General features: G+C 66.3%; 23 protein-coding genes. 3 read left to right on the top strand and 20 right to left on the bottom strand.

Features of this window, described 5'->3' with window-relative positions; genetic code table 11:
• Positions 1-305: 305 nt before the first annotated feature.
• Positions 306-1559 (bottom strand): UDP-N-acetylglucosamine 1-carboxyvinyltransferase, encoded by a 1254-nt coding sequence (gene murA, locus K3G64_RS15565; RefSeq protein WP_238885540.1) that lies wholly within the window; start codon positions 1557-1559, stop codon positions 306-308.
• 80 nt (positions 1560-1639) lie between these two features.
• Here murA and K3G64_RS15560 point away from each other — a divergent pair, with 80 nt between their 5' ends.
• Positions 1640-2206 carry a cob(I)yrinic acid a,c-diamide adenosyltransferase gene (locus K3G64_RS15560; RefSeq protein WP_238885539.1) on the top strand — a complete coding sequence of 189 codons (567 nt, stop codon included), beginning with the start codon at positions 1640-1642 and terminating at the stop codon, positions 2204-2206.
• A gap of 73 nt (positions 2207-2279) precedes the next feature.
• Here the strand turns inward: K3G64_RS15560 and K3G64_RS15555 are convergent, their stop codons facing one another.
• The 17 genes from K3G64_RS15555 to fadD1 all read right to left on the bottom strand — a co-directional run bounded on the left by K3G64_RS15555 (position 2280) and on the right by fadD1 (position 17455).
• On the bottom strand, positions 2280-2726 hold the full coding sequence (locus K3G64_RS15555; protein ID WP_238885538.1) for a DUF2550 domain-containing protein: 447 nt from the start codon (positions 2724-2726) through the stop codon (positions 2280-2282).
• A gap of 40 nt (positions 2727-2766) precedes the next feature.
• A complete protein-coding gene (locus tag K3G64_RS15550; RefSeq protein ID WP_238885537.1) occupies positions 2767-3132 on the bottom strand; it encodes a F0F1 ATP synthase subunit epsilon in 366 nt (121 codons plus the stop codon).
• Between the two features lie 2 nt (positions 3133-3134).
• Complete coding sequence (gene atpD / locus K3G64_RS15545) at positions 3135-4715, bottom strand: F0F1 ATP synthase subunit beta (RefSeq protein ID WP_238885536.1); 1581 nt, start codon at positions 4713-4715, stop codon at positions 3135-3137.
• A 21-nt stretch (positions 4716-4736) separates the two neighbouring features.
• A complete protein-coding gene (locus tag K3G64_RS15540; protein WP_238885535.1) occupies positions 4737-5663 on the bottom strand; it encodes a F0F1 ATP synthase subunit gamma in 927 nt (308 codons plus the stop codon).
• 12 nt (positions 5664-5675) lie between these two features.
• Positions 5676-7325, bottom strand: a complete 1650-nt coding sequence (atpA, locus tag K3G64_RS15535) for a F0F1 ATP synthase subunit alpha (protein WP_238885534.1) — start codon at positions 7323-7325, stop codon at positions 5676-5678.
• Between the two features lie 47 nt (positions 7326-7372).
• Entirely contained in the window at positions 7373-8704 is a 1332-nt protein-coding gene (locus tag K3G64_RS15530; protein ID WP_238885533.1) for a F0F1 ATP synthase subunit B/delta, read from the bottom strand.
• A gap of 4 nt (positions 8705-8708) precedes the next feature.
• The gene (locus tag K3G64_RS15525; RefSeq protein ID WP_238885532.1) at positions 8709-9227 is read right to left on the bottom strand and encodes a F0F1 ATP synthase subunit B; all 519 of its coding nucleotides are present in this window, start codon (positions 9225-9227) and stop codon (positions 8709-8711) included.
• 9 nt (positions 9228-9236) lie between these two features.
• Complete coding sequence (locus K3G64_RS15520; RefSeq protein ID WP_238885531.1) at positions 9237-9482, bottom strand: F0F1 ATP synthase subunit C; 246 nt, start codon at positions 9480-9482, stop codon at positions 9237-9239.
• Between the two features lie 64 nt (positions 9483-9546).
• Complete coding sequence (atpB, locus tag K3G64_RS15515; protein ID WP_238885529.1) at positions 9547-10302, bottom strand: F0F1 ATP synthase subunit A; 756 nt, start codon at positions 10300-10302, stop codon at positions 9547-9549.
• Positions 10299-10745, bottom strand: coding sequence for an ATP synthase subunit I (locus K3G64_RS15510; protein WP_238885527.1), 447 nt, complete (start codon positions 10743-10745; stop codon positions 10299-10301). The genes atpB and K3G64_RS15510 overlap by 4 nt, the downstream gene beginning before the upstream one ends.
• 237 nt (positions 10746-10982) lie before the next feature.
• Complete coding sequence (locus K3G64_RS15505; protein WP_238885525.1) at positions 10983-12200, bottom strand: glycosyltransferase family 4 protein; 1218 nt, start codon at positions 12198-12200, stop codon at positions 10983-10985.
• A 2-nt stretch (positions 12201-12202) separates the two neighbouring features.
• Positions 12203-12856 (bottom strand): L-threonylcarbamoyladenylate synthase, encoded by a 654-nt coding sequence (locus tag K3G64_RS15500; protein ID WP_238885523.1) that lies wholly within the window; start codon positions 12854-12856, stop codon positions 12203-12205.
• A gap of 16 nt (positions 12857-12872) precedes the next feature.
• Positions 12873-13709, bottom strand: coding sequence for a peptide chain release factor N(5)-glutamine methyltransferase (gene prmC, locus K3G64_RS15495; protein WP_238885521.1), 837 nt, complete (start codon positions 13707-13709; stop codon positions 12873-12875).
• On the bottom strand, positions 13706-14779 hold the full coding sequence (gene prfA / locus K3G64_RS15490) for a peptide chain release factor 1 (protein WP_238885518.1): 1074 nt from the start codon (positions 14777-14779) through the stop codon (positions 13706-13708). Before prfA ends, prmC begins: the two co-directional genes overlap by 4 nt.
• A gap of 87 nt (positions 14780-14866) precedes the next feature.
• On the bottom strand, positions 14867-15118 hold the full coding sequence (rpmE, locus tag K3G64_RS15485; RefSeq protein WP_238885516.1) for a 50S ribosomal protein L31: 252 nt from the start codon (positions 15116-15118) through the stop codon (positions 14867-14869).
• 164 nt (positions 15119-15282) lie between these two features.
• Positions 15283-15861 carry a hypothetical protein gene (locus K3G64_RS15480; RefSeq protein WP_238951045.1) on the bottom strand — a complete coding sequence of 193 codons (579 nt, stop codon included), beginning with the start codon at positions 15859-15861 and terminating at the stop codon, positions 15283-15285.
• A 19-nt stretch (positions 15862-15880) separates the two neighbouring features.
• The gene (fadD1, locus tag K3G64_RS15475; RefSeq protein WP_238885514.1) at positions 15881-17455 is read right to left on the bottom strand and encodes a fatty-acid--CoA ligase FadD1; all 1575 of its coding nucleotides are present in this window, start codon (positions 17453-17455) and stop codon (positions 15881-15883) included.
• Positions 17456-17554: 99 nt separating this feature from the next.
• Here fadD1 and K3G64_RS15470 point away from each other — a divergent pair, with 99 nt between their 5' ends.
• Positions 17555-18160 (top strand): TetR/AcrR family transcriptional regulator, encoded by a 606-nt coding sequence (locus K3G64_RS15470; RefSeq protein WP_238885511.1) that lies wholly within the window; start codon positions 17555-17557, stop codon positions 18158-18160.
• On the opposite strand, the gene K3G64_RS15465 is transcribed toward K3G64_RS15470, so the two are convergent.
• Positions 18121-18783, bottom strand: a complete 663-nt coding sequence (locus K3G64_RS15465; protein WP_238885509.1) for a maleylpyruvate isomerase family mycothiol-dependent enzyme — start codon at positions 18781-18783, stop codon at positions 18121-18123. The genes K3G64_RS15470 and K3G64_RS15465 overlap by 40 nt on opposite strands.
• 99 nt (positions 18784-18882) lie before the next feature.
• Between K3G64_RS15465 and K3G64_RS15460 the strand changes: the two genes are divergently transcribed.
• Positions 18883-19287: a MarR family winged helix-turn-helix transcriptional regulator gene (locus tag K3G64_RS15460; protein WP_370647205.1), complete on the top strand. Its 405-nt coding sequence runs from the start codon at positions 18883-18885 to the stop codon at positions 19285-19287.
• An 11-nt stretch (positions 19288-19298) separates the two neighbouring features.
• Here K3G64_RS15460 and rho read toward each other — a convergent pair whose 3' ends face one another.
• Complete coding sequence (gene rho / locus K3G64_RS15455; RefSeq protein WP_238885502.1) at positions 19299-21278, bottom strand: transcription termination factor Rho; 1980 nt, start codon at positions 21276-21278, stop codon at positions 19299-19301.
• Positions 21279-21503: the final 225 nt, after the last annotated feature.

Raw genomic sequence — 21503 nt, 5'->3', positions numbered from 1 at the left:
AGAACAATCCGAACCAAGCAACCAGCACAAAACTGGTCAAAAAAACATCACACCCCTAAACGGGAAAAAGAGGCGCAACAAAAAAACAACAAACAAAAACCACCAAACACACTATTGAGTTCTCAAACAACACACCCGCTTTTGGGGCAACCCTGCCAGTCTATAACAGACTAGAGGGAGACGTCAAACCCCGTCCGCCAGTCCGATTGGCCTGGGGCCGTGGGCTTATGAGTCATAGAGTACGCCTATTTCGCGCCAGGCCCAAAGTGAGTGCAAGAGTCCCGTGGCCGGCAACCGGAACGGTCCTAGTCGACGCGCTCGATCTCGGCGCCCAGGCTCTTGAGGTTCTCGACGAACAGTGGATAGCCGCGGTCGATGTGGAACACGTCGTGGACCTCGGTGTCACCGTCGGCGACCAAGCCCGCAAGCACGAGGCCCGCGCCGGCGCGGATGTCCGACGACCACACCGGCGCACTGGACAGCTGCGGGATACCGCGGACCACCGCGTGGTGGCCGTCGGTGCGCGCATCGGCGCCGAGCCGGATCATCTCCTCCACGAACCGGAACCGAGCTTCGAAGACGTTCTCGGTGATCATCGAAGTGCCGTCGGCGACGGCCGCCAAGCCGATCGCCATCGGCTGCAGGTCGGTCGGAAATCCAGGGAACGGCAGCGTTGCGACGTTGACCGCCTTGGGCCGCTCGTATTGCGCTATCCGGAAGCCGTCGTCGGACTGGGTCACCGTGGCGCCGGCGTCGTGCAGCTTGTGCAGTACAAGTTGCAGGTGACTGGGGTCCACGCCGGTCACGGAGATGTCACCGCGCGTCATCGCCGCGGCAATCCCCCAGGTTGCCGCCACTATGCGGTCACCGATCACCCGGTGCTCGGTCGGATGAAGCCGGTCGACACCGGTGATCGTCATCGTCGAGGTTCCCGCTCCCTCGATACGGGCGCCCATCTGGTTGAGCATCGTGCACAAATCCACCACGTCGGGTTCGCGGGCCGCGTTGTAGATCGTCGTCACACCTTCCGCGACGACGGCCGCCATCAGGATGTTCTCGGTGGCGCCGACCGACGGAAACTCGAGCTGGATCTCTGCACCGCGGAGGTGGTCGGCCTCGGCGACCACGCAACCGTGCTCGATGTTGCAACGCGCCCCCAGCTGGCGCAGGCCGGACTGGTGCATGTCCAGGGGTCGGGACCCGATCGCGTCGCCGCCCGGCAACGCCACCTTGGCGCGCTTGCACCGGCCGACCAGTGGGCCGAGGACACACACCGACGCCCGGAACTGGCGCACCGCAGCAAAGTCGGCGTCGTACTTGGGCTCATCCGGGGAGGTGACCCGTACCACGTCACCACGGAGTTCGACGGTGGCGCCGAGGCCCCGCAGCACCTCAGCCATCAGCGGCACATCGAGGATGTCCGGGCAGTTGGTGATCGTGCTGGTGCCCTCGGCCAACAGCGCGGCGGCCATCAGTTTCAGGACGCTGTTCTTTGCTCCCCCGACGGCAACTTCGCCTGACAACCGGTTTCCGCCGGTCACCACGAATCGCTCGCTCACGCGGGTTAGTGTAAACAGCGCTTCGAGCCGTGTCAGTTTCCCGCGACCTAGCGAGCCGTGTGGTCGGGTACGGTTTGACCATGGCTGTCCATCTGACCCGCATCTATACGCGCACGGGCGATGACGGAACCACCGGACTCAGCGACTTCAGCAGGGTGTCAAAGACCGACACGCGCCTGGTGGCGTATGCCGACTGCGACGAAGCCAACGCCGCCATCGGCGTCGCCGTCGCACTGGGCAATCCGACTCAGCAAATGGCCAAGGTGCTCAAGCAGATTCAGAACGACCTCTTCGACGCCGGCGCCGACCTGTCCACACCGGTCGCGGAGAATCCCGAATACCCCCCGCTGCGCATCACTCAGAGCTACATCGATCGCCTCGAGGCGTGGTGCGACGAGTTCAACGAATCGCTGCCGGCACTGAACTCCTTTGTACTGCCCGGCGGTACGCCGCTCTCGGCGTTTCTCCACGTCGCGCGTACCGTCGCCCGCCGGGCGGAGCGATCGGCGTGGTCAGCGGTGGAAACGCACGGCGATGCCGTCAGCGTGTTGCCCGCCAAATATCTGAACCGCCTGTCGGATCTGCTGTTCATCCTGTCGCGCGTGGCCAATCCCGACGGCGACGTGCTATGGAAACCCGGCGGATGAGCGCTTGCGCGAAGACCAACGTGCGCGGATGAGCGCCGGCGCGAACGCCAACAGGCCCCATCGCCGAAGCGGATCAGTAGTTCCGCCGTCGCGTACGCGGTGACGGTCTGGACTCCAACCACGACAAGAACGCCGTCAACGCACCGCGATCCAGCGCGACTTCGTAACCGCGCCGACGATCCGGGCCGGTGTCCCGCAACTCGAGGACCACGATCTCGTCAGCCATGATGTCGAACTCGTCGCCACGCGGTCCGCGGCGGGCCACGATCTCCAGACCCCGACGGCTCAACCGGCGGTCTGGCCACCATCGCAGGCTCGACAACCGGTAGAACCCGGCTTCGCCTCCGCGGTAACGCATTACGCCGTGCCGCCATCCGTGGCCACCGACGGCCGGCACATCACGCAGAATCGCCGCCGTGCCGCCAACCTGCCGCAACTTCCACAGCCGGTAACTCAGCGCGACGACCACCAGGAACAGCACGCTCACCAGCACGACCATGAGGATCATGGACGCGTTCATCTGGGTTTCCGTCGCTTCGCTCGCCCAGGTGCCGAGTCCGCTAGTCGAGCTGGCCCAGGGCGCGAAGCCTCGCCCGGCCCTTCGCAGAAGTGGCGGGATCGTCGGACTCGGCGTCCTGACGCGCGCTGTCAGCGTCGATCTCGGACTCGAGTTCGGCGGACTCGGCGAGGATGATCACGCTTTCGTCGGTGACCGACATGAAGCCGCCGCCGACTGCGATACGCAGATCGTCCTCACCCTCCCGCTCGACGCGCACCATGGCGTCGTCGACCAGCTGGGCCACCAGCGGAATGTGGTGAGGCAGGATTCCGATCTCACCCGCTGTAGTGCGGGTGAAGAGGAATGTCGCCTTGCCCGACCAGATCTCACGCTCGACGGCGACTATGTCGACGTCCATGTCTGCCATCGCTATTCGCCCTTGTCGGCGTCGTTGTCCTTGCCGTCGCCGTTGTCCTTGCCGTCGCCGTTGTCCTCGCCGTCGCCGTTGTTCTTGCTGTCTTCGTCCGACTGCACCGGGGCGCCGTCACTGCCGCCGTCGTCCATCTTCGCGCCGAGGCTTTCCGCCTTCTTCTGCAGGTCCTCGAGACCGCCGATCAGGAAGAACGCCTGCTCGGGCAGGTGGTCGAAGTCGCCCTTGGTCAGCTTGTCGAACGCCTCGATGGTCTCATTCAGGGGAACCGTCGAACCCGGCTGCCCGGTGAACTGCTCGGCCGCCATCATGTTCTGCGACAGGAAGCGCTCGATACGGCGGGCGCGCTGCACCAACTGCTTGTCCTCCTCGGCTAGCTCGTCGATGCCGAGGATGGCGATGATGTCCTGAAGGTCTTTATACCGCTGCAGGATCCGGATGACTTCCTGGGCGACGCGGTAGTGCTCGTCGCCGACCACACCCGGGTCCAGGATGGTCGAACTGGAGGCCAGCGGGTCCACCGCCGGGAAGATGCCCTTCGAGAACACCGATCGGCTGAGTTCGGTGGTTGCGTCCAAGTGGGCGAACGTGGTGGCAGGCGCCGGGTCGGTGTAGTCGTCGGCGGGCACGTACACGGCCTGCATCGAGGTGATCGAGTGGCCACGGGTCGAGGTGATGCGCTCTTGCAGCTCACCCATCTCGTCGGCCAGTGTCGGCTGGTATCCCACCGCCGAGGGCATACGTCCGAGCAGGGTGGACACCTCTGAGCCGGCCTGCGTGAACCGGAAGATGTTGTCGATGAACAACAACACATCCTGTTCCTGCTCGTCGCGGAAGAACTCTGCCATGGTCAGCGCCGACAACGCCACGCGCATACGGGTGCCGGGCGGCTCGTCCATCTGGCCGAACACGAGCGCGGTGTCCTTCAGGACGTCGGCCTCGCCGAGTTCAACCCAGAGGTCGTTGCCCTCACGGGTGCGCTCCCCCACTCCGGCGAACACCGAAGTGCCGCCGAAGTTACGGGCGATGCGGTTGATCATCTCCTGGATCAACACGGTCTTACCCACGCCCGCGCCGCCGAACAGCGCGATCTTGCCGCCGCGGACGTAGGGGGTCAGCAGATCCACGACCTTGAGGCCGGTCTCCAGCATCTCGGTCCGCGGTTCCAGCTCGTCGAAGCTCGGCGGCTTGCGGTGGATCGACCACCGCTCGAAGTCCTTGCCGTAACCGGGATCGTCGAGGCAGTCACCGAGCGCGTTGAACACGTGGCCCTTGACGCCGTCGCCGACCGGCACCGAGATCGAGTTGCCGGTGTCGGTCACCTCAACGCCACGGACTAGTCCGTCGGTCGGCTGCAGTGAGATGCAACGCACCAGGTTGTCGCCGAGGTGCTGGGCGACCTCCAACGTCAATGTCTTTGCGAGATCCTTGTAATCGATCTCGGTGTGCAGTGCGTTGAACAGTTCCGGCACGGAGCCGCGTGGGAACTCAACGTCGACGACCGGGCCGGTGACGCGCACGACGCGGCCGGCGGTGTCGGAGCGAGATGATTTCTCTTTTTGTTCGGTCGCAGCAGTCATTATCTTCTTCGCTTCCTGGGGCTACTTCTTGGCGGCGTCCGCGAGCGCGTTAGCGCCACCGACGATTTCGCTGATTTCTTGGGTGATCTGAGATTGCCGTTCGCGGTTGGCCATCAGGGTCAGATCCTTGATGAGGTCGTCGGCGTTGTCGGTCGCCGACTTCATCGCACGCCGGCGCGAAGCCGACTCCGACGCCGCCGCCTCCAGCAGCGCCGCGAAGATACGGGTAGAGATGTAGCGCGGCAGCAGCGCACCGAACAGGGTCTCGGCGTCCGGTTCGAAGGAGAACAGCGTGCGCAGTCCGGTTTCCTCTTCGGTGTACTCCACCTCCATCGGTGCGATGCGGCGGGCGATCGCCGACTGCGACAGCATCGTCTTGAACTCGGTGAACACGATGTGCAGTTCGTCGACCCCGAGGACGTTGTCCGGTCCCGGATCGTCGCCCTCGTCGTCGAGACCGGCGGTGAAGGCATCTACCAACGTCGAGGCGATCTCCTGCGCGTTCTCATAGTCGGGGCGCTCGGAAAAGCCGGTCCACGACTCCTGCACATCCCAGTTGCGAAAGCTGTAGTAGCTCAGGGCTTTCCGGCCCACAACGTACAGGACGGGCTGCTTGCCCTCCTCCCGCAGCAGGGAGAACAGCTCCTCGGACCGGCGGAACACGCTGGCGTTGTAAGCACCGCAGAGCCCACGATCCGACGACACCACCAGCACAGCGGCCCGCTTCGGGTTTTCGTGTTCGACCAGCAGCGGGTGATCCAGCGCGCTCGCATTCGCGAGTTCGGTGAGCATGTTGGTGATCTCGCGGTCATACGGCCGAGCCGCCTCGACTCGGGCCTGCGCCTTGGCGATACGCGAGGTTGCGATCATCTCTTGGGCTTTGGTGATCTTCTTGATCGACCCGGCGGAGCGGATACGGCCGCGCAGTTCGCGCAGTGTGGCAGCCATCGGTTCTCTCGCCTACTTCTTCTTCTTCGGTGCGGGCTTGCGGACCTTCACTGATTCCTTTTCGACGTCTTCCTCGCTCATGGCCTCGACATGCTCGTCGGCCACGACCGAGCTGCCGTCGGTGGTGTCGAAGCCCTTCTTGAAGTCGTTGACCACGTTCTCGAGCTTGCTTTCCAAGTCCTCGGAGAGCTTCTTGCTCTCCCGGATCTCCTTGAGGATTCCCTCCTGCGACCCCTTGACGTGCTCGAGGAACTCGCGCTCGAACTTCTGCACATCCTCCACGGGTACGGAATCGAGGTGGCCCCTGGTGCCGAGGAAGATGGCGACGACCTGCTCTTCGACCGGCATCGGGCTGCTCTGCGGCTGCTTGAGCAACTCCACCAGCCGGGCGCCGCGATCCAGCTGGTTCTTCGACGCCTCATCGAGATCGGAGGCGAACGCCGCGAACGACTCGAGCTCGCGGTACTGCGACAGATCCAGTCGCAGTGACCCGGCCACTTCTTTCATCGCCTTGATCTGAGCGGCGCCACCGACGCGGGACACCGACGCGCCGACGTTGATGGCGGGCCGCACGCCCTGATTGAACAGGTCGGTCTCCAGAAAGCACTGACCGTCGGTGATCGAGATGACGTTGGTCGGGATGTAGGCCGAGATGTCGTTGGCCTTGGTCTCGATGATCGGCAGACCGGTCAGCGATCCGCTGCCCAGTTCGTCGGAGAGCTTGGCGCAGCGCTCGAGCAGCCGCGAGTGCAAATAGAAGACGTCGCCGGGAAACGCCTCGCGGCCAGGGGGGCGGCGCAGCAGCAGCGAGATGGCGCGGTAAGCCTCGGCGTGCTTGGTCAGGTCGTCGAACACGATCAGCACATGCTTGCCGTCGTACATCCAGTGCTGGGCGATGGACGAACCGGTATACGGTGCAAGCCATTTGAAGCCGGCCGAGTCGGATGCCGGCGCGGCCACGATCGTCGTGTATTCCATCGCGCCACCCTCTTCGAGGGTTTGACGCACGCTGGCGATGGTGGTGCCCTTCTGCCCGATCGCCACGTACACGCACCGGACCTGCTGGTCGGGGTCACCGGTCTCCCAGTTCTGGCGCTGGTTGAGGATGGTGTCCACGCACACCGCGGTCTTACCGGTCTTGCGGTCGCCGATGATCAGCTGACGCTGGCCCCGACCGATGGGGGTCTGCGAGTCGATCGCTTTGATGCCCGTCTGCAGCGGCTCGCTCACGCCCTGGCGCTGCACCACCGACGGCGCCTGGAGTTCCAGCGCACGGCGCTCCGAGGTTTCGATCTCGCCGCGGCCGTCGATCGGCTGCCCCAGCGGGTTGACCACACGTCCGAGGTATCCGTCGCCAACCGGCACCGAGAGCACCTCGCCGGTGCGCTTGACCTGCTGACTCTCCTCGATCTTCTCGAAGTCACCGAGGATCACCGCGCCGATGCTGTGCTCATCGAGGTTCAGCGCCACACCCAACACACCGCCGGGGAACTCCAGCAGCTCCTGGGTCATGACCGACGGGAGTCCCTCGACGTGAGCGATGCCATCGCCCGCGTCGACGACGGTGCCGATCTCTTCACGCTCGGTCTCGGCCTCGAAGCCGGCGACGTACTCCTCGATCGCGCCCTGGATCTCATCCGCCGAGATCGTCAACTCTGCCATGGCTTTCGTCTTCCTACTTCGTGTGTGGGTCGTTGGGTGTCATCGGATCAGTCGGGCAAGTGGGACTCGGCCGCCGCGAGCTTGGATGCCAGCGAGCCGTCGATCACCTCGTCGCCGACGGCGATCGTCAAGCCGCCGAGCAGCTCTGGTTTGACGTCCAGCTGCAGCGACACGGGGTGGCCGTAGATGCGGGTCAGCAGTTCGGTGAGCCGGGTGCTTTGGGTTTCGGTGAGCTCGGCCGCGGCAGTGACGTGGGCAACGATCTCGCCTCGCCGCGAAACCGCCAGATTCGCCAGTCCTCGAATCTCCTCGTCGGCCCGCTCGCCGTGGAGCAGGCCAATCGTTTGGCGTAGCAAATCTGCGGTGTTCTTGCTCGCGCGGCGCGCAAGTAGGTTGTTCAGCAGGCTTATCCGGCCGTCCACCGGCGTGGCGTACTCGCTGAGCAGGGTGATCAGCCGCGGCTGCACATCGAGGATCCGACTGAACCGGAACAGCTGGTCTTCCACATCCTCAATCTGACCCTCGGCTTCGGCGCGCACCAGCAACGCCAGCCTGGCGATGTGCTGGATGGCGTGAATCATGTCCAGCGTGCTCGACCACCGTTGCGCGGCAGCGGTTTTGAGGATGTCGAGAGCCGCGTCCGACACCTTGCCCGACAGCACTCGCTCGACCAGCTGAACCTTGGGGCCGGAGCCGGTCGAGGGATCTGCCAGATGCCTGGCCAAGAGGGCTTCGCTGCGGAACAGTTTGGCTGCCGATGCCAGATCGTCAGCCAACCGGGTCAGCGCGGCGCCGTCGAGACCGGACACGACGCCGTCGAACTGCTCGACCACCTTGCGCAGTGAGTCGCGGCTGGCCGCGCCCAGTTTCGCGGTGACTACATCAGCCGGCGTCGTGGTCGACGGAGCCATCTCGTCGAGCTCGGCGAGGAAGCGGTCCACCGTTGCGGACTGCTCGGACGCGTCGGACAAGAAGTCGCGCACCAGATCACCGGCCCGCTGCACCGACTCGGCGCCGAGGCTTTGCCGCAATTCCCGAATGAGCTGCTGGCGCAGCAACTGAATCTGATGCGCGCCTTGTGTCTTGATACGTTCCAACTCCACGTCGGCCTGCGCCCGGAGCTGTTCGGCGATCTTCTCGGCGTCGTGCCGCGCCTCCTCGATCACCTTCTTCGCGTCGGCTCTGGCTTCTTCGAGCGCCTTGGCGTGCTCGGTGTCGGCGTCGGCCACCTTCGTCTCCGCCTCAGCATGGTCCTCGAGCTGAGTTCGGACAGCCTCCTGCTGGTTCTTCATCATCCTGCGCACGGGCGGCACAACGAATTTGACGACCAGGAAGACGATGACCGCGAAACCGACGAGCTGTCCGATGAATGTCGACATGAAGCTACCGTCCTTGACCTGTCGACACCGGCACCGTGCGAGTCGTCACGTCGACCCCGAGAACGCGGCTCGCGAGATTCGCCGCCAAGGTCTCCACTGAGGCCTGTAGATCGGCCGTCAGGGCTCGGGACTGTGCGGTGAGCTGCTCGTTGGCCTGCTGCAGCAGCCCCGATACCTCCGCATTGGCACGTGTCCGCGCGTCCTCGACGATTTTCCGTCCCTCGGCACGGGCTTCCTCGCGAACGTTGGTTGCCTCGCGGCGCGCGTCCCCCATCTCCTTGCGATAGTCCGCGTCGGCGGCAGCCCGCAGTTGGGCTGCTCGCCGATTGTCCTCGATGGTCTTCTGCACCATGGCTTCGCGGTCGCGCAGCACCTTGGAAATGGGTGGCACCACCCATTTCCCGATCACGCCGAGCACGACCAGGAAGATGGCCAACACGAAGAAGAAGGTGCCGTTGGGGATGAGGAAGTTGCTCTGGCCGCCTCCCTCAGCCGCCAACAGAACGATGTCCGGGGCAGCCATGGGTATGGACTACTTGACCGGGGTGGCGAAGACGAACAGCGCCATGAAGGCCAGGTTGATGAAGTACATGGCCTCCACCAGACCCACCGTGATGAAGAACGGGACGAACAGTCTGCCCTGCGCCTCGGGCTGGCGGGCCACGCCGTTGACCAGCGCGCTACCGACGACACCGTCACCGATCGCGGCACCGATGGCACCGCCACCGAGAAGAAGTCCACCGCCGATGAGCGCGCCAGCAGCGATTGTGGGATCCATTCCTTATCCTCCTTGATATCTGGTAGCAGTCCTACCAGGTGGTTTGCCGAGCATTACGGGTTGGTCAGTGGTGTTCTTCGTCCAGCTCCATCGACTGGGCGAAGTACAGGATCGTCAGCAGCGCGAAGATGAACGCCTGGATGGCGCCGATGAACAGATCGAAGGCCTTCCACAGGGCATTTGGTGCCCACAGAATGTACGCGGGAAACAGCGCGATGATCGCGACCATGATGCCACCGGCGAAGATGTTGCCGAAAAGTCGGAGCGACAACGAGATCGGCTTGGCGATCTCCTCGACGAGGTTGATCGGCGCCAGGAAGGCCACGTGCCCCTTGAGCAGCTTGACCGGGTGGCCGATCGGACCGCGCCGCCAGAAGCCTGCGGCGTGGTAGCAGATGAATACGAACAGGCCCAGCGCCAGCACGAAGTTGATATCGGCCGCCGCCGGCTTGAGCAATTCGTGGATGCCCGTTTCGTCGGAGTACTGCACGGGCAGTACTGCCAACCAGTTCGCGATCAGGATGAAGACGAACAGCGCCACCGCCAGGGGCAGGACGAAGGGGGCGATGCGCATGCCGATCGAGCCCTCGATCTGGTTGCGCGACTGAACCGTGATGGCTTCCCAGAACAGCTGTACTCCACTCGGGACACCGCTCGAGGTGACCTTGGCCTTCAAGTAGAAGGCCAGCGCAAGCACGATCGCGGCGGCGATGGCGGTGCTCAACAACGTGTCGGTGTTGACGGTGAGCCCGAACCAGGTGGCCTCGGTGTGTTGGCCGACGTGGATGCCCGATTCGGCGGCCAGGATGGTCTCGGTCATTGCGTCGTGGCCTCCCCTTCGGATCCGTCAAGGCCTCCCGCCCGTAGCTTCCTCGCGACGGGCAGAGCGGTCGTGAACACAAGCAGCATCTGGAACAACGCCATTCCGAACACCACACCGAGTCCCTCGGGCCGGAAGACGAAAGCGACCACCAGTCCGATCACCGTGAGGAACATCAGTCGCGTTGCGGAGTTCAGCGCCATCTTGCTCTTCAGCGGATGCGCCTGGGCCGTGATCGAATGCACGGATCGTCGCACTAGGAGGGCGTTGAGCAAACCCATGCCGAGCCCGATGCCGAAGAAGATCCCGACCAACGCGTGACCGAGCAGGGCGGTGCCCACGGTCGCCAGCGCGGCCAGCACGATGCAGATCAACGACAGTCGCAACGGCCGGAAGGCCATGGACGGTAACACCAACGGCGCGTCCTGCGCTGGCGTCGTCACTGCGTCACCTCGATCCCGCGGTCGTGTGAAGTTGCCTCAATGATTCTGTGCGTGGCGCCCCGAGCGTATCGGAGGGCAAAATGCTCGCTGGAATCACCCAAGCGGCAGCTCCCTTTGTCGGTCGTTGTTCCGTGCCGTCGGCGTTGCACCGAAGGCCCGGAGGCCGGCAACCCGCGAGGTTTTTTCGGGTTCTGATTGCACCCTAACATATGGTTAAGGCCACAAAACGGGGGTCTACTACTTTTCGTCGTACACACTCGCGAACTGACCGTTTCGGCGGCGCAGCAGAGGGATCAACGTCGCGACGACGGCCACAAGAATCGCGGCCAACATGACCACGCCGCTGTAGCGGGGATCGAAGAACATCGTGCTCGCCGCGCCGAGGGCGATGATGCCCACCCACAGGTAGATCAGCAGCACCACGCGGCGGTGGGAGTGTCCGATCTCGAGCAACCGGTGGTGCAGGTGCATCTTGTCCGGGCTGAACGGGCTGAGCCCCTTGCGGGTGCGCCGGATGATTGCCAGCAGCATGTCCAGCGCGGGCACCAGCATCACGGCCACCACGAGCAGGAACGGCGACAGCAGCGCGAAGACGTCGCGCGCGCCATAGGCGGTCTGTGAGATCGGCCCCGCCGCGGTCGTCGACGCCGCCGCGAGCATCAGCCCGATCAGCATCGAACCGGAATCGCCCATGAAGATCTTGGCCGGATGGAAGTTGTGCGGCAGGAACCCCAGACAGGCGCCGGCCAGCACTACCGAGATCACCGCGGGCGGGTAGAACAGCACGTCGCCGCCGTGGTCGCGCAGCAGTCCGACCGAGAAGATGCAGATGGCCGACGCGGTGATGAACCCGAGACCGGCGGCCAATCCGTCCAGCCCGTCGACGAAGTTCATGGCGTTCACGATCGCGACCGTCAGCGCCAGTGTCAGCAGGATCGACGACACCTGATCGAGCACGATGGTGCCCACGCCGCCGATGGGTATGTAGAGCACACTCCACGCCACGCCCATGGTGACCAGCACGCTGGCCGCGGTGATCTGGCCCGCGAACTTCGTCAGCGCATCGAGCCCCCACCGGTCGTCGATCAAACCGACGATCATGATGAGTCCGCCCGCGACGACGACCGCGGGCATGCCCGTGGAGTAGAGAAAGCCGCGGGTCAGCGCGGGCAGTTGCGAGGCAAGCAGGACCGCGACCGCGACGCCGATGTACATCGCCAGCCCGCCCATCCGCGGCGTCGGCTGCTCATGCACGTCGCGCTCGCGGGGGTAGGCCACCGCGCCAAGCCTTCGGGCCAGCACGCGGACCCAACCGGTCGCGAAGTAGGTGATGATCGCCGCGGTCAGGCCCACCAGGGCGAGCTCGCGAAGCGGGACACCCGCACCGCGATCTTCGAGCGCCAGCAGTGTGTCCGCCGCATAGACCACCGGTGAACCGTACTGCACGAAACCCACTGTCAGTCCGTCAAAGTGGCCGGTTCGGCGCCCAGCACGGACGCGATCGCCTCGGCGCTGACCGGACCCTGGCGCAGCACCCGCGGATGAGCACCGGTGAGGTCGACGATCGTCGATGCGGCCTGCTGCTCCGACGGGCCGGCCTCGAGATACACCTCTACGGCGTCGCCCAGCTGCTCGCGCGCGTCGGCCGCGGTGACCGCGGCCGGGCTGCCGGAGATGTTCGCACTCGACACCGCCATCGGACCGACCTGTCGCAGCAGTTCGATGGCCACCGGGTGCAGCGGCATCCGCAGCATCACGGTGCCGTTCGCGTCGCCGAGGTCCCACTGCAGCGACGGCGCCTGGCGGACCACCAGGCTCAGCGCGCCGGGCCAGAATGCGCGGATGAGTTCCCGGGCGGTGTGCGGAACGCTGTAGACCAGTCCCTCGATCGTGTGCCAGGAGCCGACGAGAACGGGCACGGGCATGTCGCGACCGCGGCCCTTGGCGGCCAGCAGCGCGGCGACGGCGTCACCGTCGAACGCGTCGGCGCCGATGCCGTAGACGGTGTCGGTGGGCAGCACGACGAGCCGGCCGCCTTTGAGGGCACTGAACGCCGAGGCGATGCCGAGCTCGCGCTGACCGGGATCGGAGCAGTCGAACAACTGGCTCATGCCGCGACTCCCGATGTCATGCCACCCTCCGTGCCGTCACGAACCGAGGCCGCCCGGCCAGGTCGCGGCGGGCGGTGATGTCGTCGAATCGCCCTGTCCTGGCGAACGATTCGACGGTCTGCTCCGAGGTGGTGTCGTCGTGCTCGACGGCGCATCGTCCGCCGGGCCGCAGCCACCTAGCCGCCGAATCGATGACCGCATCGATGATTCGCATGCCGTCCGATCCACCGAACAGTGCGTGCGCAGGGTCATGGTCGGCCACCTCGGGCTCCAGATCGGCCACCTCGGGGATGTAGGGCGGGTTCGCGACGACGAGATCGACGCGGCCGTCGAGGTCGGGCAGCAGACCGGGTTCGGTGACGTCGGCGTGGACGAGTTCGATCGTCGTGCCGTCGACGTTGCAGTGCGCGAATTCCAGGGCCCGTTCCGAGTCGTCGACCGCCACGATGCGGGCCGTCGGCCAGGTCCGCCACAACGCGACAGCCAGCGCGCCGGAGCCGGTACACAGATCCATGATCACCGGCGCTTGCGACAATGGCTGCGCCACAGCCCATTCGAGCAGCGCCTCGGTCTCCGGGCGGGGAATGAACACGCCGGGGCCGACGTGCACCTGGACCGGACCGAACGGGGCGATGCCGATGAGGTGTTGCAGCGGAATCCGCTTCACGCGTCGTGCGACCAGGTCGCCGTAGCGCTCGGCGAACCCGGGCCCGGCCTCGACCAGTGCGAGCCGGCCGCGCTCGGTGCCGATCGCGTGTGCTGCCAGCAGCTCGGCGTCGACGCGCGGAGACCCGACGCCCGCCCTGGCCAGCGCCGTCGCCGCGGCGTCGATCATCTGGCTGAGCCGGGTCATGTCGTCTGAAGTCGGGCTTGCTTGTCGGCGGCAGCCAGCGCGTCGAACAGGTCGTCGAGGTCACCGTCGAGCACCTGATCGAGGTTGTGTGCCTTGAAGTTGATCCGGTGATCGGCGATCCGGTTCTCCGGGAAGTTGTAGGTGCGGATCCGCTCGCTGCGGTCGACCGTACGGATCTGGCTGGCGCGGTCGGCCGAGGCGTCGGCCTGCGCCTGTTCCTCGGCGATCGCCTGCAGCCGGGCGGCGAGCACCTGAAGCGCACGGGCCTTGTTCTGCAGCTGCGAGCGCTCGTTCTGGCAGGTGACGACGATGCCGGTGGGCAGGTGGGTGAGGCGCACCGCCGAGTCGGTGGTATTAACTCCTTGGCCGCCCTTCCCTGAACTGCGGTAGACGTCGACGCGCAGATCGGACTCGTCGATCTGCACCTCTTCGACCTCTTCGGGTTCGGGGTAGATCAGCACGCCGGCCGCCGATGTGTGCACACGGCCCTGCGATTCGGTGACGGGCACCCGCTGTACCCGGTGCACGCCGCCTTCGAACTTCAGTCGCGACCACACGCCGTCGGCGGCGTCGCCCTTGCTCCGGATCGACAGCGTCGCGTCCTTGTAGCCGCCCAGATCGGAGAAGGTCTCGTCGAGCACGGTCACCGACCAGCCGTGGCGCTCGGCGTAGCGGATGTACATGCGCGCCAGGTCCGCGGCGAACAGCGCCGACTCCTCGCCGCCCTCCCCCGACTTGACCTCCAGCACGATGTCATCGCCGTCGTGGGGATCGCGTGGCGCAAGCAGGTCGGTGAGCTGGGTGTCGAGTTGTTCGACGGTGACGGCCAGCTCGTCGACCTCGGCGGCGAAGGAAGCGTCGTCGGCGGCGAGCTCACGTGCCGCCTCCAGGTCACCGCGGGCAGCCTCCAGCTTGCGGTATGTCCCGACGATGGGTGAGAGCTGCGCGAACCGCCTGCCGACCTTGCGGGCGCGGGCGGCGTCGGCGTGCAGTTCCGGATCGGCCAGCTGGCGTTCGAGGTCGGCGTGCTCGGCCAGCAGTGCATCGATCCTGGGCGCGCTGTTCGTCATGTCGACCTCCTCTCCGACGCCGGGGGTGAACGCGAACCGACGCCCGGCCTGGCCGCCGAAGCGGCAGATCGGGCGCCGGAGAGTGAGCTACTTGTCGGCTGAGTTCTTTTCGGCCGCCTGGTCCGCGCCGGCCTTGCGCTTGCCGTAGCGCTTCTCGAAGCGAGCCACCCGGCCGCCGCTGTCGAGGATCTTCTGCTTGCCGGTGTAGAACGGGTGACACTGCGAGCAGACCTCGACGTGGATCTGTCCGCTCTTCTTGGTGCTGCGCGTGGTGAACGTGTTGCCACAGCCGCAATGCACGGTGGTGTCGACGTAGTCAGGGTGAATACCCGATTTCATGGTTTCCTCTTCGATCGTGGTGCCGGGTCGCCCCTCCGCCTTCGCAGAGGACTCTGGCGTGAACCGGAACCGAGGGTCAGCGGCCCATTATGCCAGCTGAGGCCGCCAGTGACCTAAACGCGTGCGCAGCGGGCGCTATTCCGGATCGGGTCTGGTCGAAAACGTCAGAGCAGTCCCCCGCCGCCGAGCAGGCCACCGCCGTTGTCGCCGCCCGTGGGCGGTGTCTGGTCGGGGAATGCCGGTCTGGTCTCAGGCGCCACGCTGATCGGTGCTCGTGTGCTCGGCTGCGGCGCCTGCGTCGCCGGTTCCTCGGCCACCGTGGTGGGAACGATGGTCGGGGCCGCCGGCCGGGCAGGCTGAGGCGGCGGCAACATAACCTCGGGGACCGGCGGCGTGGCGTCGGCCGGCGGCGGCAGGGGCAGCGGCGCGGGAGCAGGCGCATCAGCGGGGGTCGTGGGCAGCGGCGACGGCGCGGTAGCGGTGGACGCCGGGGTCGAGGGTGCGGGCGCATCCTGAGGCGCGGCGGGTTCCGAGCGGAGCTGCAGCACAACCGCGACCGTTGCCACGAACGCCGCGAACACCACCACGCCTGCCCACAGTTTCGTTTGCCTGCCCTCGGTGGGTTTGCGATGCGCCCCGGGCGACCGGGCGGGGCGTGGCCGCCCGGCGCCGGTCGATCTCTCGGCGCCTTGCTGCGGTTCGCTCAGCACTTCGAACCGGCGAACGGACTCCTTTGCCCGCATGCGCCGATCTTACCCAGCGCTAATCGGCGACCATGTGGAATTTGCTGCCGTCCCTGCGCCAGAGCCGCCTGCCGCGCCGTCGGACGCCGAGTGCGACCAATTCGCGTTTGAGGATCTTGTTCGTCGCGGTGCTGGGCAGGTCGTCGGCGATCCACAGGTACCGGGGCCACGCCTTCGGCGAGAGGTCGCGCTGTGCGGCCAGGAACTCCTCGAACCCCTCGGGAGTGAGGTCGGCGTCGTCCTGCAGCACGACCGCGGCCATCACCTGGTCGCCGACGAGTTCGTCGGGCACCGGATAGACGGCGACCCGGTTCATCGCAGGCAGACGCAGCAGGATCCGTTCGATGGGCGCGGTCGCCAGGTTCTCGCCGTCCACGCGCATCCAGTCGGCGGTGCGCCCGGCCAGGTAGATGAACCCGTCGGCGTCGCGGTAGGCCAGGTCCCCCGACCAGTACATCCCATGGCGCATGCGTTCGTCGGTGGCCTCGCTGTCGTTGTAGTAGCCGCGGAACAGGCCGCTGCCGTCGGTGTTGACCAGTTCACCCACCGCGACGTCGGCGTTGGCCAGGGCGCCGTTCTCGTCGAACTCGGCGACCGGACACTCGGTGACGGTGTCGCTGTTGTAGATGGCCACGCCCGGAAAGCCTTGTCCGATCGACCCTTTCGGCGTGTCGGGCGTGCGGGTGATGATCACCGCGTTCTCCGTGGAGCCGAAGCCGTCGTCGACGGTGACATCGAAGCGGCGGCCGAACTCCTCGATGTCGCGGTCGGTGGCCTCGTTGCCGAAGGCGATGCGCAGGGGGTTGTCCCGGTCGTCGGACCGCTCGGGCGTGGCCAGCACGTAGGCCAGCGGCTTGCCGACGTAGTTCATGTAGGTCGCACCGTAGCGGCGGATGTCGCTCAGAAAGCCCGACGCCGAGAACTTCGCGGGCACCATCGCCGCGCCGGCCACCAGCGCCGGAGCCCAGCCGCCCACCACGGCGTTCGAGTGGAACAACGGCATCGACAGGTAACAGACGTCCTGCTGGCTCAGCTGGAACTTCTCGACGAGCCTGGTACCCGCGAAGAGAACCATCATGTTGGCCACCTGGACCGCCTTGGGATCGCCGCTGGTGCCCGAGGTGAAGATCATCATGAAGGTGTCGTCGACGCCGGCTTCCCGGTGCGGGACCAGGTCCGGTGCACCGGTGAGCAGGTCGGCCCACTCCGCACTGGACGTGTCAAACACCGTGACGTCGGCCAGATCGAGCCCGTCGAGCAGCGATCGGTGCTCTCCGTCGGTGATGAGGAACTGGCAATCGACCTTGCGGATGTCGAGCGCCAGGGCCTCGCCGCGGCGGGTGTTGTTGATGCCACACACCACATAGCCGCCGAGGCCGGCCGCAGCGAGCGCGGTCAACATGTCGGGGGTGTTGCCGAGCAGCACGCCGACGTGCAGTGGACGATCCGGATCGGCCGCGTCGATCAGGGCGGCCGCCTGAGCTTTCGCCTCGGCTATGTATTCGCGATACGTCCACGTGCGGTCGCCGTACTTCAGCGCGATCGCGTCATGCTCGGCGCGCTCGCGAAGCAGCTGCTGAAGCGTTTCCGCCATGGCCAACCTCTCGACAGTGAACAGATCTCAGAATGTGTCTACCATGACACAATGCTCCGATCGGCCCGCTAGGGCGAGAGTAGACGAGGAGTCCGCCGGGTGACGAGCAGCACGGCCACCAAGAACGTCCGCGATCGGTTGATCGATGCAGCCGAAGTCTGTCTGCGCGCCAAGGGAATCCGGTCGACGACCGTCTCCGAGGTCGCCGAGGTCGCCGGGGTGTCCCGCGGCTGGCTGTATCGCCACTTCCCGGACAAGGTGTCGCTGCTGGGTGCGGCCGTCGTTCGCCTCAACGACGCGTACTGGTGCGAGGCGCACACGATGCTCGAAGCCGTCGAGGGCCTGGATCGCCAGCTCGCCGCGGGCATCGTGCACGGCCGCACCGCCTATGACGATCCCGGCGCGCTGCTGATGAAGCTGCGCATGGAAGAACCGGAGGAGTTCGCCGCCTGCGCGGGCGCGGGCGTGCAGGGCCTGGTGCCCGACCTCGCCGAGTTCTGGTCGCGGTATCTGATCGCGGCACGCGACAGCGGTGACATCCATCCCGACACCGACGTCGCCGAGGCATCGGAATGGCTTGCGCGAGTGCTGCTTTCGCTCACCACGGTGCCTGGCGAGACGCTCGACCCGGGTGATCCAGACGCGCTGCTGCGGCACCTGCGCCGCTACGTCATGCCCGGCTTGCGATCGGACCCCGCCGTGTGATTTCGGTCTAGTCGGTCGCGCTCGGCGCTACCCGCCACGCCGAAATCGCTGGGAGTGAGACGCTCAGCGAGCAGCATCAGGATGTCGCGGATCGGGGCTTCGACGATGCGGCCGGCACCGACGCGGAAGTCGGCGTCGGTCGCGACCAGTTCGACACCGCCCAGGCGGCGCTGCGGGTTGAACGGAAAGCGCATGGTCCACAGCCGGTGTGCGGCCGCCGCGGCGGCATCGGGGGGCATGGGCAGGTCGAAACCGAGCGGGACGGCGATGTCCTGGCCGTGCACCAGGACGTCCAGCAGCGGATCGCAGTCCGCCGTGCCCGGAGCGCGCTTGCGTGAGCCACGCATGGCGCGCAATGCCTCGGAGATTTCCGCCGGTGCCCGGGTGTCCTCGACGGCGAGCCGGTGGATCATGGCGTTGAACCGGAACCCCGAGCGCACCGCCTCGAGCACCACGCGCGGCCTGCTCATGTGAGAGTGCGTCAGATGAGCCGCCACGTCCCGAACGGTCCAGCCGTCGCATAGCGACGGCGTCGACCACCGGCCGGCATCGATGCCGTCGAACATGTCGGCGAGGATTCCCCGTTGCTCGTCGATGTGCCGCCACACGGTGTCGGAGTCCATGACGCCCCCTTTCAGCGTTAGTCAGGTTTCCTGACGAAAATAGTCAGGGAAACGTACTAAAGTCAAGGAGTGACCGCATTGCCGAACACCGCGACGCTGATGTTCATCGGGCACCGAGCGGTGGAACAGCGGGTGATGGCGGCGCTGGCCGCGGCGGGGGCGGACGACGTCACACAAGCCCAGTCCCGACTCCTGCAGCGCCTAGATCCGAGCGGCATGCGCCTGACCGACCTTGCCGAGCAGGCGCGAGTCACCAAGCAGACCGCCGGGGCGCTGGTCGACCAGTTGGAGCGCGCCGGCTATGTCGCCCGCACGCCGGATCCGTCCGACGCCCGCGCCCGGCTGGTCACGTTGAGCGACAAGGGCTCAGCGCTGTGCCGGCTCGCGGGCGAGGAGGTCGCCAGGGTGGAGCTGGAATGGCGGGAGTTCCTCGGCGCGCGCAGGTTCGCACAGATGCACGACGCCCTGGCGGCGCTGCGGGAGATCACCGACCCCTTTCGCTGAGCAGTGGCGATCTAGTCGGCGTCTGGCGAACCGGGCGCGGTCTTGGACACCTGGACCAGGAACTCGTAGTTGTTCTTGGTCTTGCGCAACTGGCTCATGAGCAGGTCGATAGCCTGATGCGGGTCCAAACCGGACAACACCCGGCGCAACTTGTGCACGACGGCGAACTCGTCCGTCGACAGCAACAACTCGTCCTTGCGGGTGCCGGACGGGTTGACGTCGACGGCCGGGAACACCCGCCGCTCGGCGATCTTGCGGTCCAGCTTGAGCTCGGCGTTGCCGGTGCCCTTGAACTCCTCGAAGATCACCGTGTCGCCGGTCGAACCGGTCTCGACCATCGCGGTGGCGATGATCGTCAGCGATCCGCCCTCCTCGATGTTGCGCGCGGCGCCGAGGAACCGCTTCGGCGGGTATAGCGCGGTGGAGTCCACGCCACCGGACAGGATGCGACCCGAGGCCGGGGAGGCGTTGTTGTACGCACGGCCGAGGCGGGTGATCGAGTCGAGCAGCACGACGACGTCCTTGCCCTGCTCGACGAGCCGCTTGGCCCGTTCGATGGCCAGCTCGGCGGCCTGGGTGTGGTCGGACGGCGGCCGATCGAAGGTGGAGGCGATGACCTCACCCTTGACCGAGCGCTGCATGTCGGTGACCTCTTCCGGGCGCTCGTCGACGAGCACCACCATGAGGTGGCATTCGGGATTGTTGCGGGTGATCGCGTTGGCGATGTCCTGCATGATCGTGGTCTTACCGGCCTTGGGCGGCGACACGATCAGGGCACGCTGACCCTTGCCGATCGGCATGATCAGGTCGATGACGCGGGTGGTCAGCTTATCGGGGGTGGTCTCCAGGCGCAGCCGCTGGTTCGGGTACAGCGGGGTGAGCTTGCCGAACTCGGGGCGCTTCTTGGCGTCTTCGACAGATCCGCCGTTGACCGAGTCCAGCCGCACCAGCGGGTTGAACTTCTGCCGCTGGTTGGTCTGCTCCCCGTCTTTGGGCACCCGCACGGCGCCGGTGACCGCGTCTCCGCGACGCAGGCCGTTCTTGCGCACCATGTTCATCGAGACGTAGACGTCGTTGGGTCCGGCCAGGTAGCCGGAGGTGCGCACGAAGGCGTAGTTGTCGAGCACGTCGAGGATGCCCGCGACGGGCTGGACGACGTCGTCGTCACGCAGTTCAGCGTCGCCGCCACCCTCGCCGCCACCACGCTCGCGGCGCTTGCGGTCACGGAACCGGCGGCCCCGGCGACCACCGCGGCCCTCGCCGTCGTCGTCGCCGGCGTTGCCGCCACGGTTCTGCTGGCCACCCTGCTGATCGGACTGCTGCTGATCGCCCTGATGGCGGTCGGCCCGCTGCTGATCGCCGCCGGCCTTGGTGTCCTGGCGGCCCTCGCCCTTGGTGTCCTGGCGGCCCTCGCCCCTGGTGTCCTGCCGGCGGTCGCCCCTGGTGTCCTGGCGGCCGTCGCCCTTGGTGTCCTGGCGGCCGTCGGCCCTGGTGTTCTCCGAAGCGGTGTCCTGCGAGCCTTCGTCGCCGGCGTCCGGTCCGCCCGGTGCACCTGCCCCGCGTGACGCGGTACGTCTTTCACGGCGCTGCCGCGGCTCCTTCTCGGCCTCGCCGGTCGAGGCGTTGTCGCTACTCGTGTCGGGCGCGGTGCTGGCGTCGGACGCGGTCGCAGCGATCGACTTGTCGGCGGCCGCGGGCGTCTGGGAACCACCGTCGGAGTCCTGGCGGCGCTCGCGGATCGCGGCGACAAGCTCGCCCTTGCGCATGCCGGACGCGCCTTCGACGCCGATCTCCTTGGCCAGGGCGCGCAGTTCCGGCAGCACCATGGTGGACAGCGAAGAGGAGCGGTCGCCCGACGCGACATCGGCGGTCGGAGCGGTCTCCGCGGTCGGTGTGCTCGTCGGCGCGTCGGAAGTATCTGAGTTCACGGTGTCCGGCAGCGTCCCGTTGTCGCTGCTGCCACCAGCCGTGATGAGGTCCGTATCAGTCACGGATTTCCTTTCTTGCCCTCGCTGATCAAGTCAAGCGGGGATTCGCGTGCGCTCAGCTGACTCGCTGAACGTGTAGGCCCCACCATTGCGCTTGCAACGGTGATCGCCGGGATCCGCCGGTATGCGGCGAACCGTCAGTCCACGGGTAGAACACGGGGAAAATGAGTGGTGTCCTAGTGTCGGCGCAGGTAGAAAACGCTGCGATTGCTGGACGACAGCGAGGAT

The organism is Mycobacterium sp. IDR2000157661 (assembly GCF_022317005.1).
Classification (GTDB): Bacteria; Actinomycetota; Actinomycetes; order Mycobacteriales; family Mycobacteriaceae; genus Mycobacterium.
This window is presented reverse-complemented; position numbering and strand designations above follow the sequence as displayed.

Excerpts from the sequence above, each read along its gene's own strand:
- K3G64_RS15560 (WP_238885539.1), top strand. The coding sequence starts at position 1,640 with ATGGCTGTCCATCTGACCCGCATCTATACGCGCACGGGCGATGACGGA.
- K3G64_RS15555 (WP_238885538.1), bottom strand. The coding sequence starts at position 2,726 with ATGAACGCGTCCATGATCCTCATGGTCGTGCTGGTGAGCGTGCTGTTC.
- K3G64_RS15550 (WP_238885537.1), bottom strand. The coding sequence starts at position 3,132 with ATGGCAGACATGGACGTCGACATAGTCGCCGTCGAGCGTGAGATCTGG.
- atpD (WP_238885536.1), bottom strand. The coding sequence starts at position 4,715 with ATGACTGCTGCGACCGAACAAAAAGAGAAATCATCTCGCTCCGACACC.
- K3G64_RS15540 (WP_238885535.1), bottom strand. The coding sequence starts at position 5,663 with ATGGCTGCCACACTGCGCGAACTGCGCGGCCGTATCCGCTCCGCCGGG.
- atpA (WP_238885534.1), bottom strand. The coding sequence starts at position 7,325 with ATGGCAGAGTTGACGATCTCGGCGGATGAGATCCAGGGCGCGATCGAG.
- K3G64_RS15530 (WP_238885533.1), bottom strand. The coding sequence starts at position 8,704 with ATGTCGACATTCATCGGACAGCTCGTCGGTTTCGCGGTCATCGTCTTC.
- K3G64_RS15525 (WP_238885532.1), bottom strand. The coding sequence starts at position 9,227 with ATGGCTGCCCCGGACATCGTTCTGTTGGCGGCTGAGGGAGGCGGCCAG.
- K3G64_RS15520 (WP_238885531.1), bottom strand. The coding sequence starts at position 9,482 with ATGGATCCCACAATCGCTGCTGGCGCGCTCATCGGCGGTGGACTTCTT.
- atpB (WP_238885529.1), bottom strand. The coding sequence starts at position 10,302 with ATGACCGAGACCATCCTGGCCGCCGAATCGGGCATCCACGTCGGCCAA.
- K3G64_RS15500 (WP_238885523.1), bottom strand. The coding sequence starts at position 12,856 with ATGAGCCAGTTGTTCGACTGCTCCGATCCCGGTCAGCGCGAGCTCGGC.
- prmC (WP_238885521.1), bottom strand. The coding sequence starts at position 13,709 with ATGACCCGGCTCAGCCAGATGATCGACGCCGCGGCGACGGCGCTGGCC.
- prfA (WP_238885518.1), bottom strand. The coding sequence starts at position 14,779 with ATGACGAACAGCGCGCCCAGGATCGATGCACTGCTGGCCGAGCACGCC.
- rpmE (WP_238885516.1), bottom strand. The coding sequence starts at position 15,118 with ATGAAATCGGGTATTCACCCTGACTACGTCGACACCACCGTGCATTGC.
- K3G64_RS15480 (WP_238951045.1), bottom strand. The coding sequence starts at position 15,861 with ATGCGGGCAAAGGAGTCCGTTCGCCGGTTCGAAGTGCTGAGCGAACCG.
- fadD1 (WP_238885514.1), bottom strand. The coding sequence starts at position 17,455 with ATGGCGGAAACGCTTCAGCAGCTGCTTCGCGAGCGCGCCGAGCATGAC.
- K3G64_RS15465 (WP_238885509.1), bottom strand. The coding sequence starts at position 18,783 with ATGGACTCCGACACCGTGTGGCGGCACATCGACGAGCAACGGGGAATC.
- K3G64_RS15460 (WP_370647205.1), top strand. The coding sequence starts at position 18,883 with ATGTTCATCGGGCACCGAGCGGTGGAACAGCGGGTGATGGCGGCGCTG.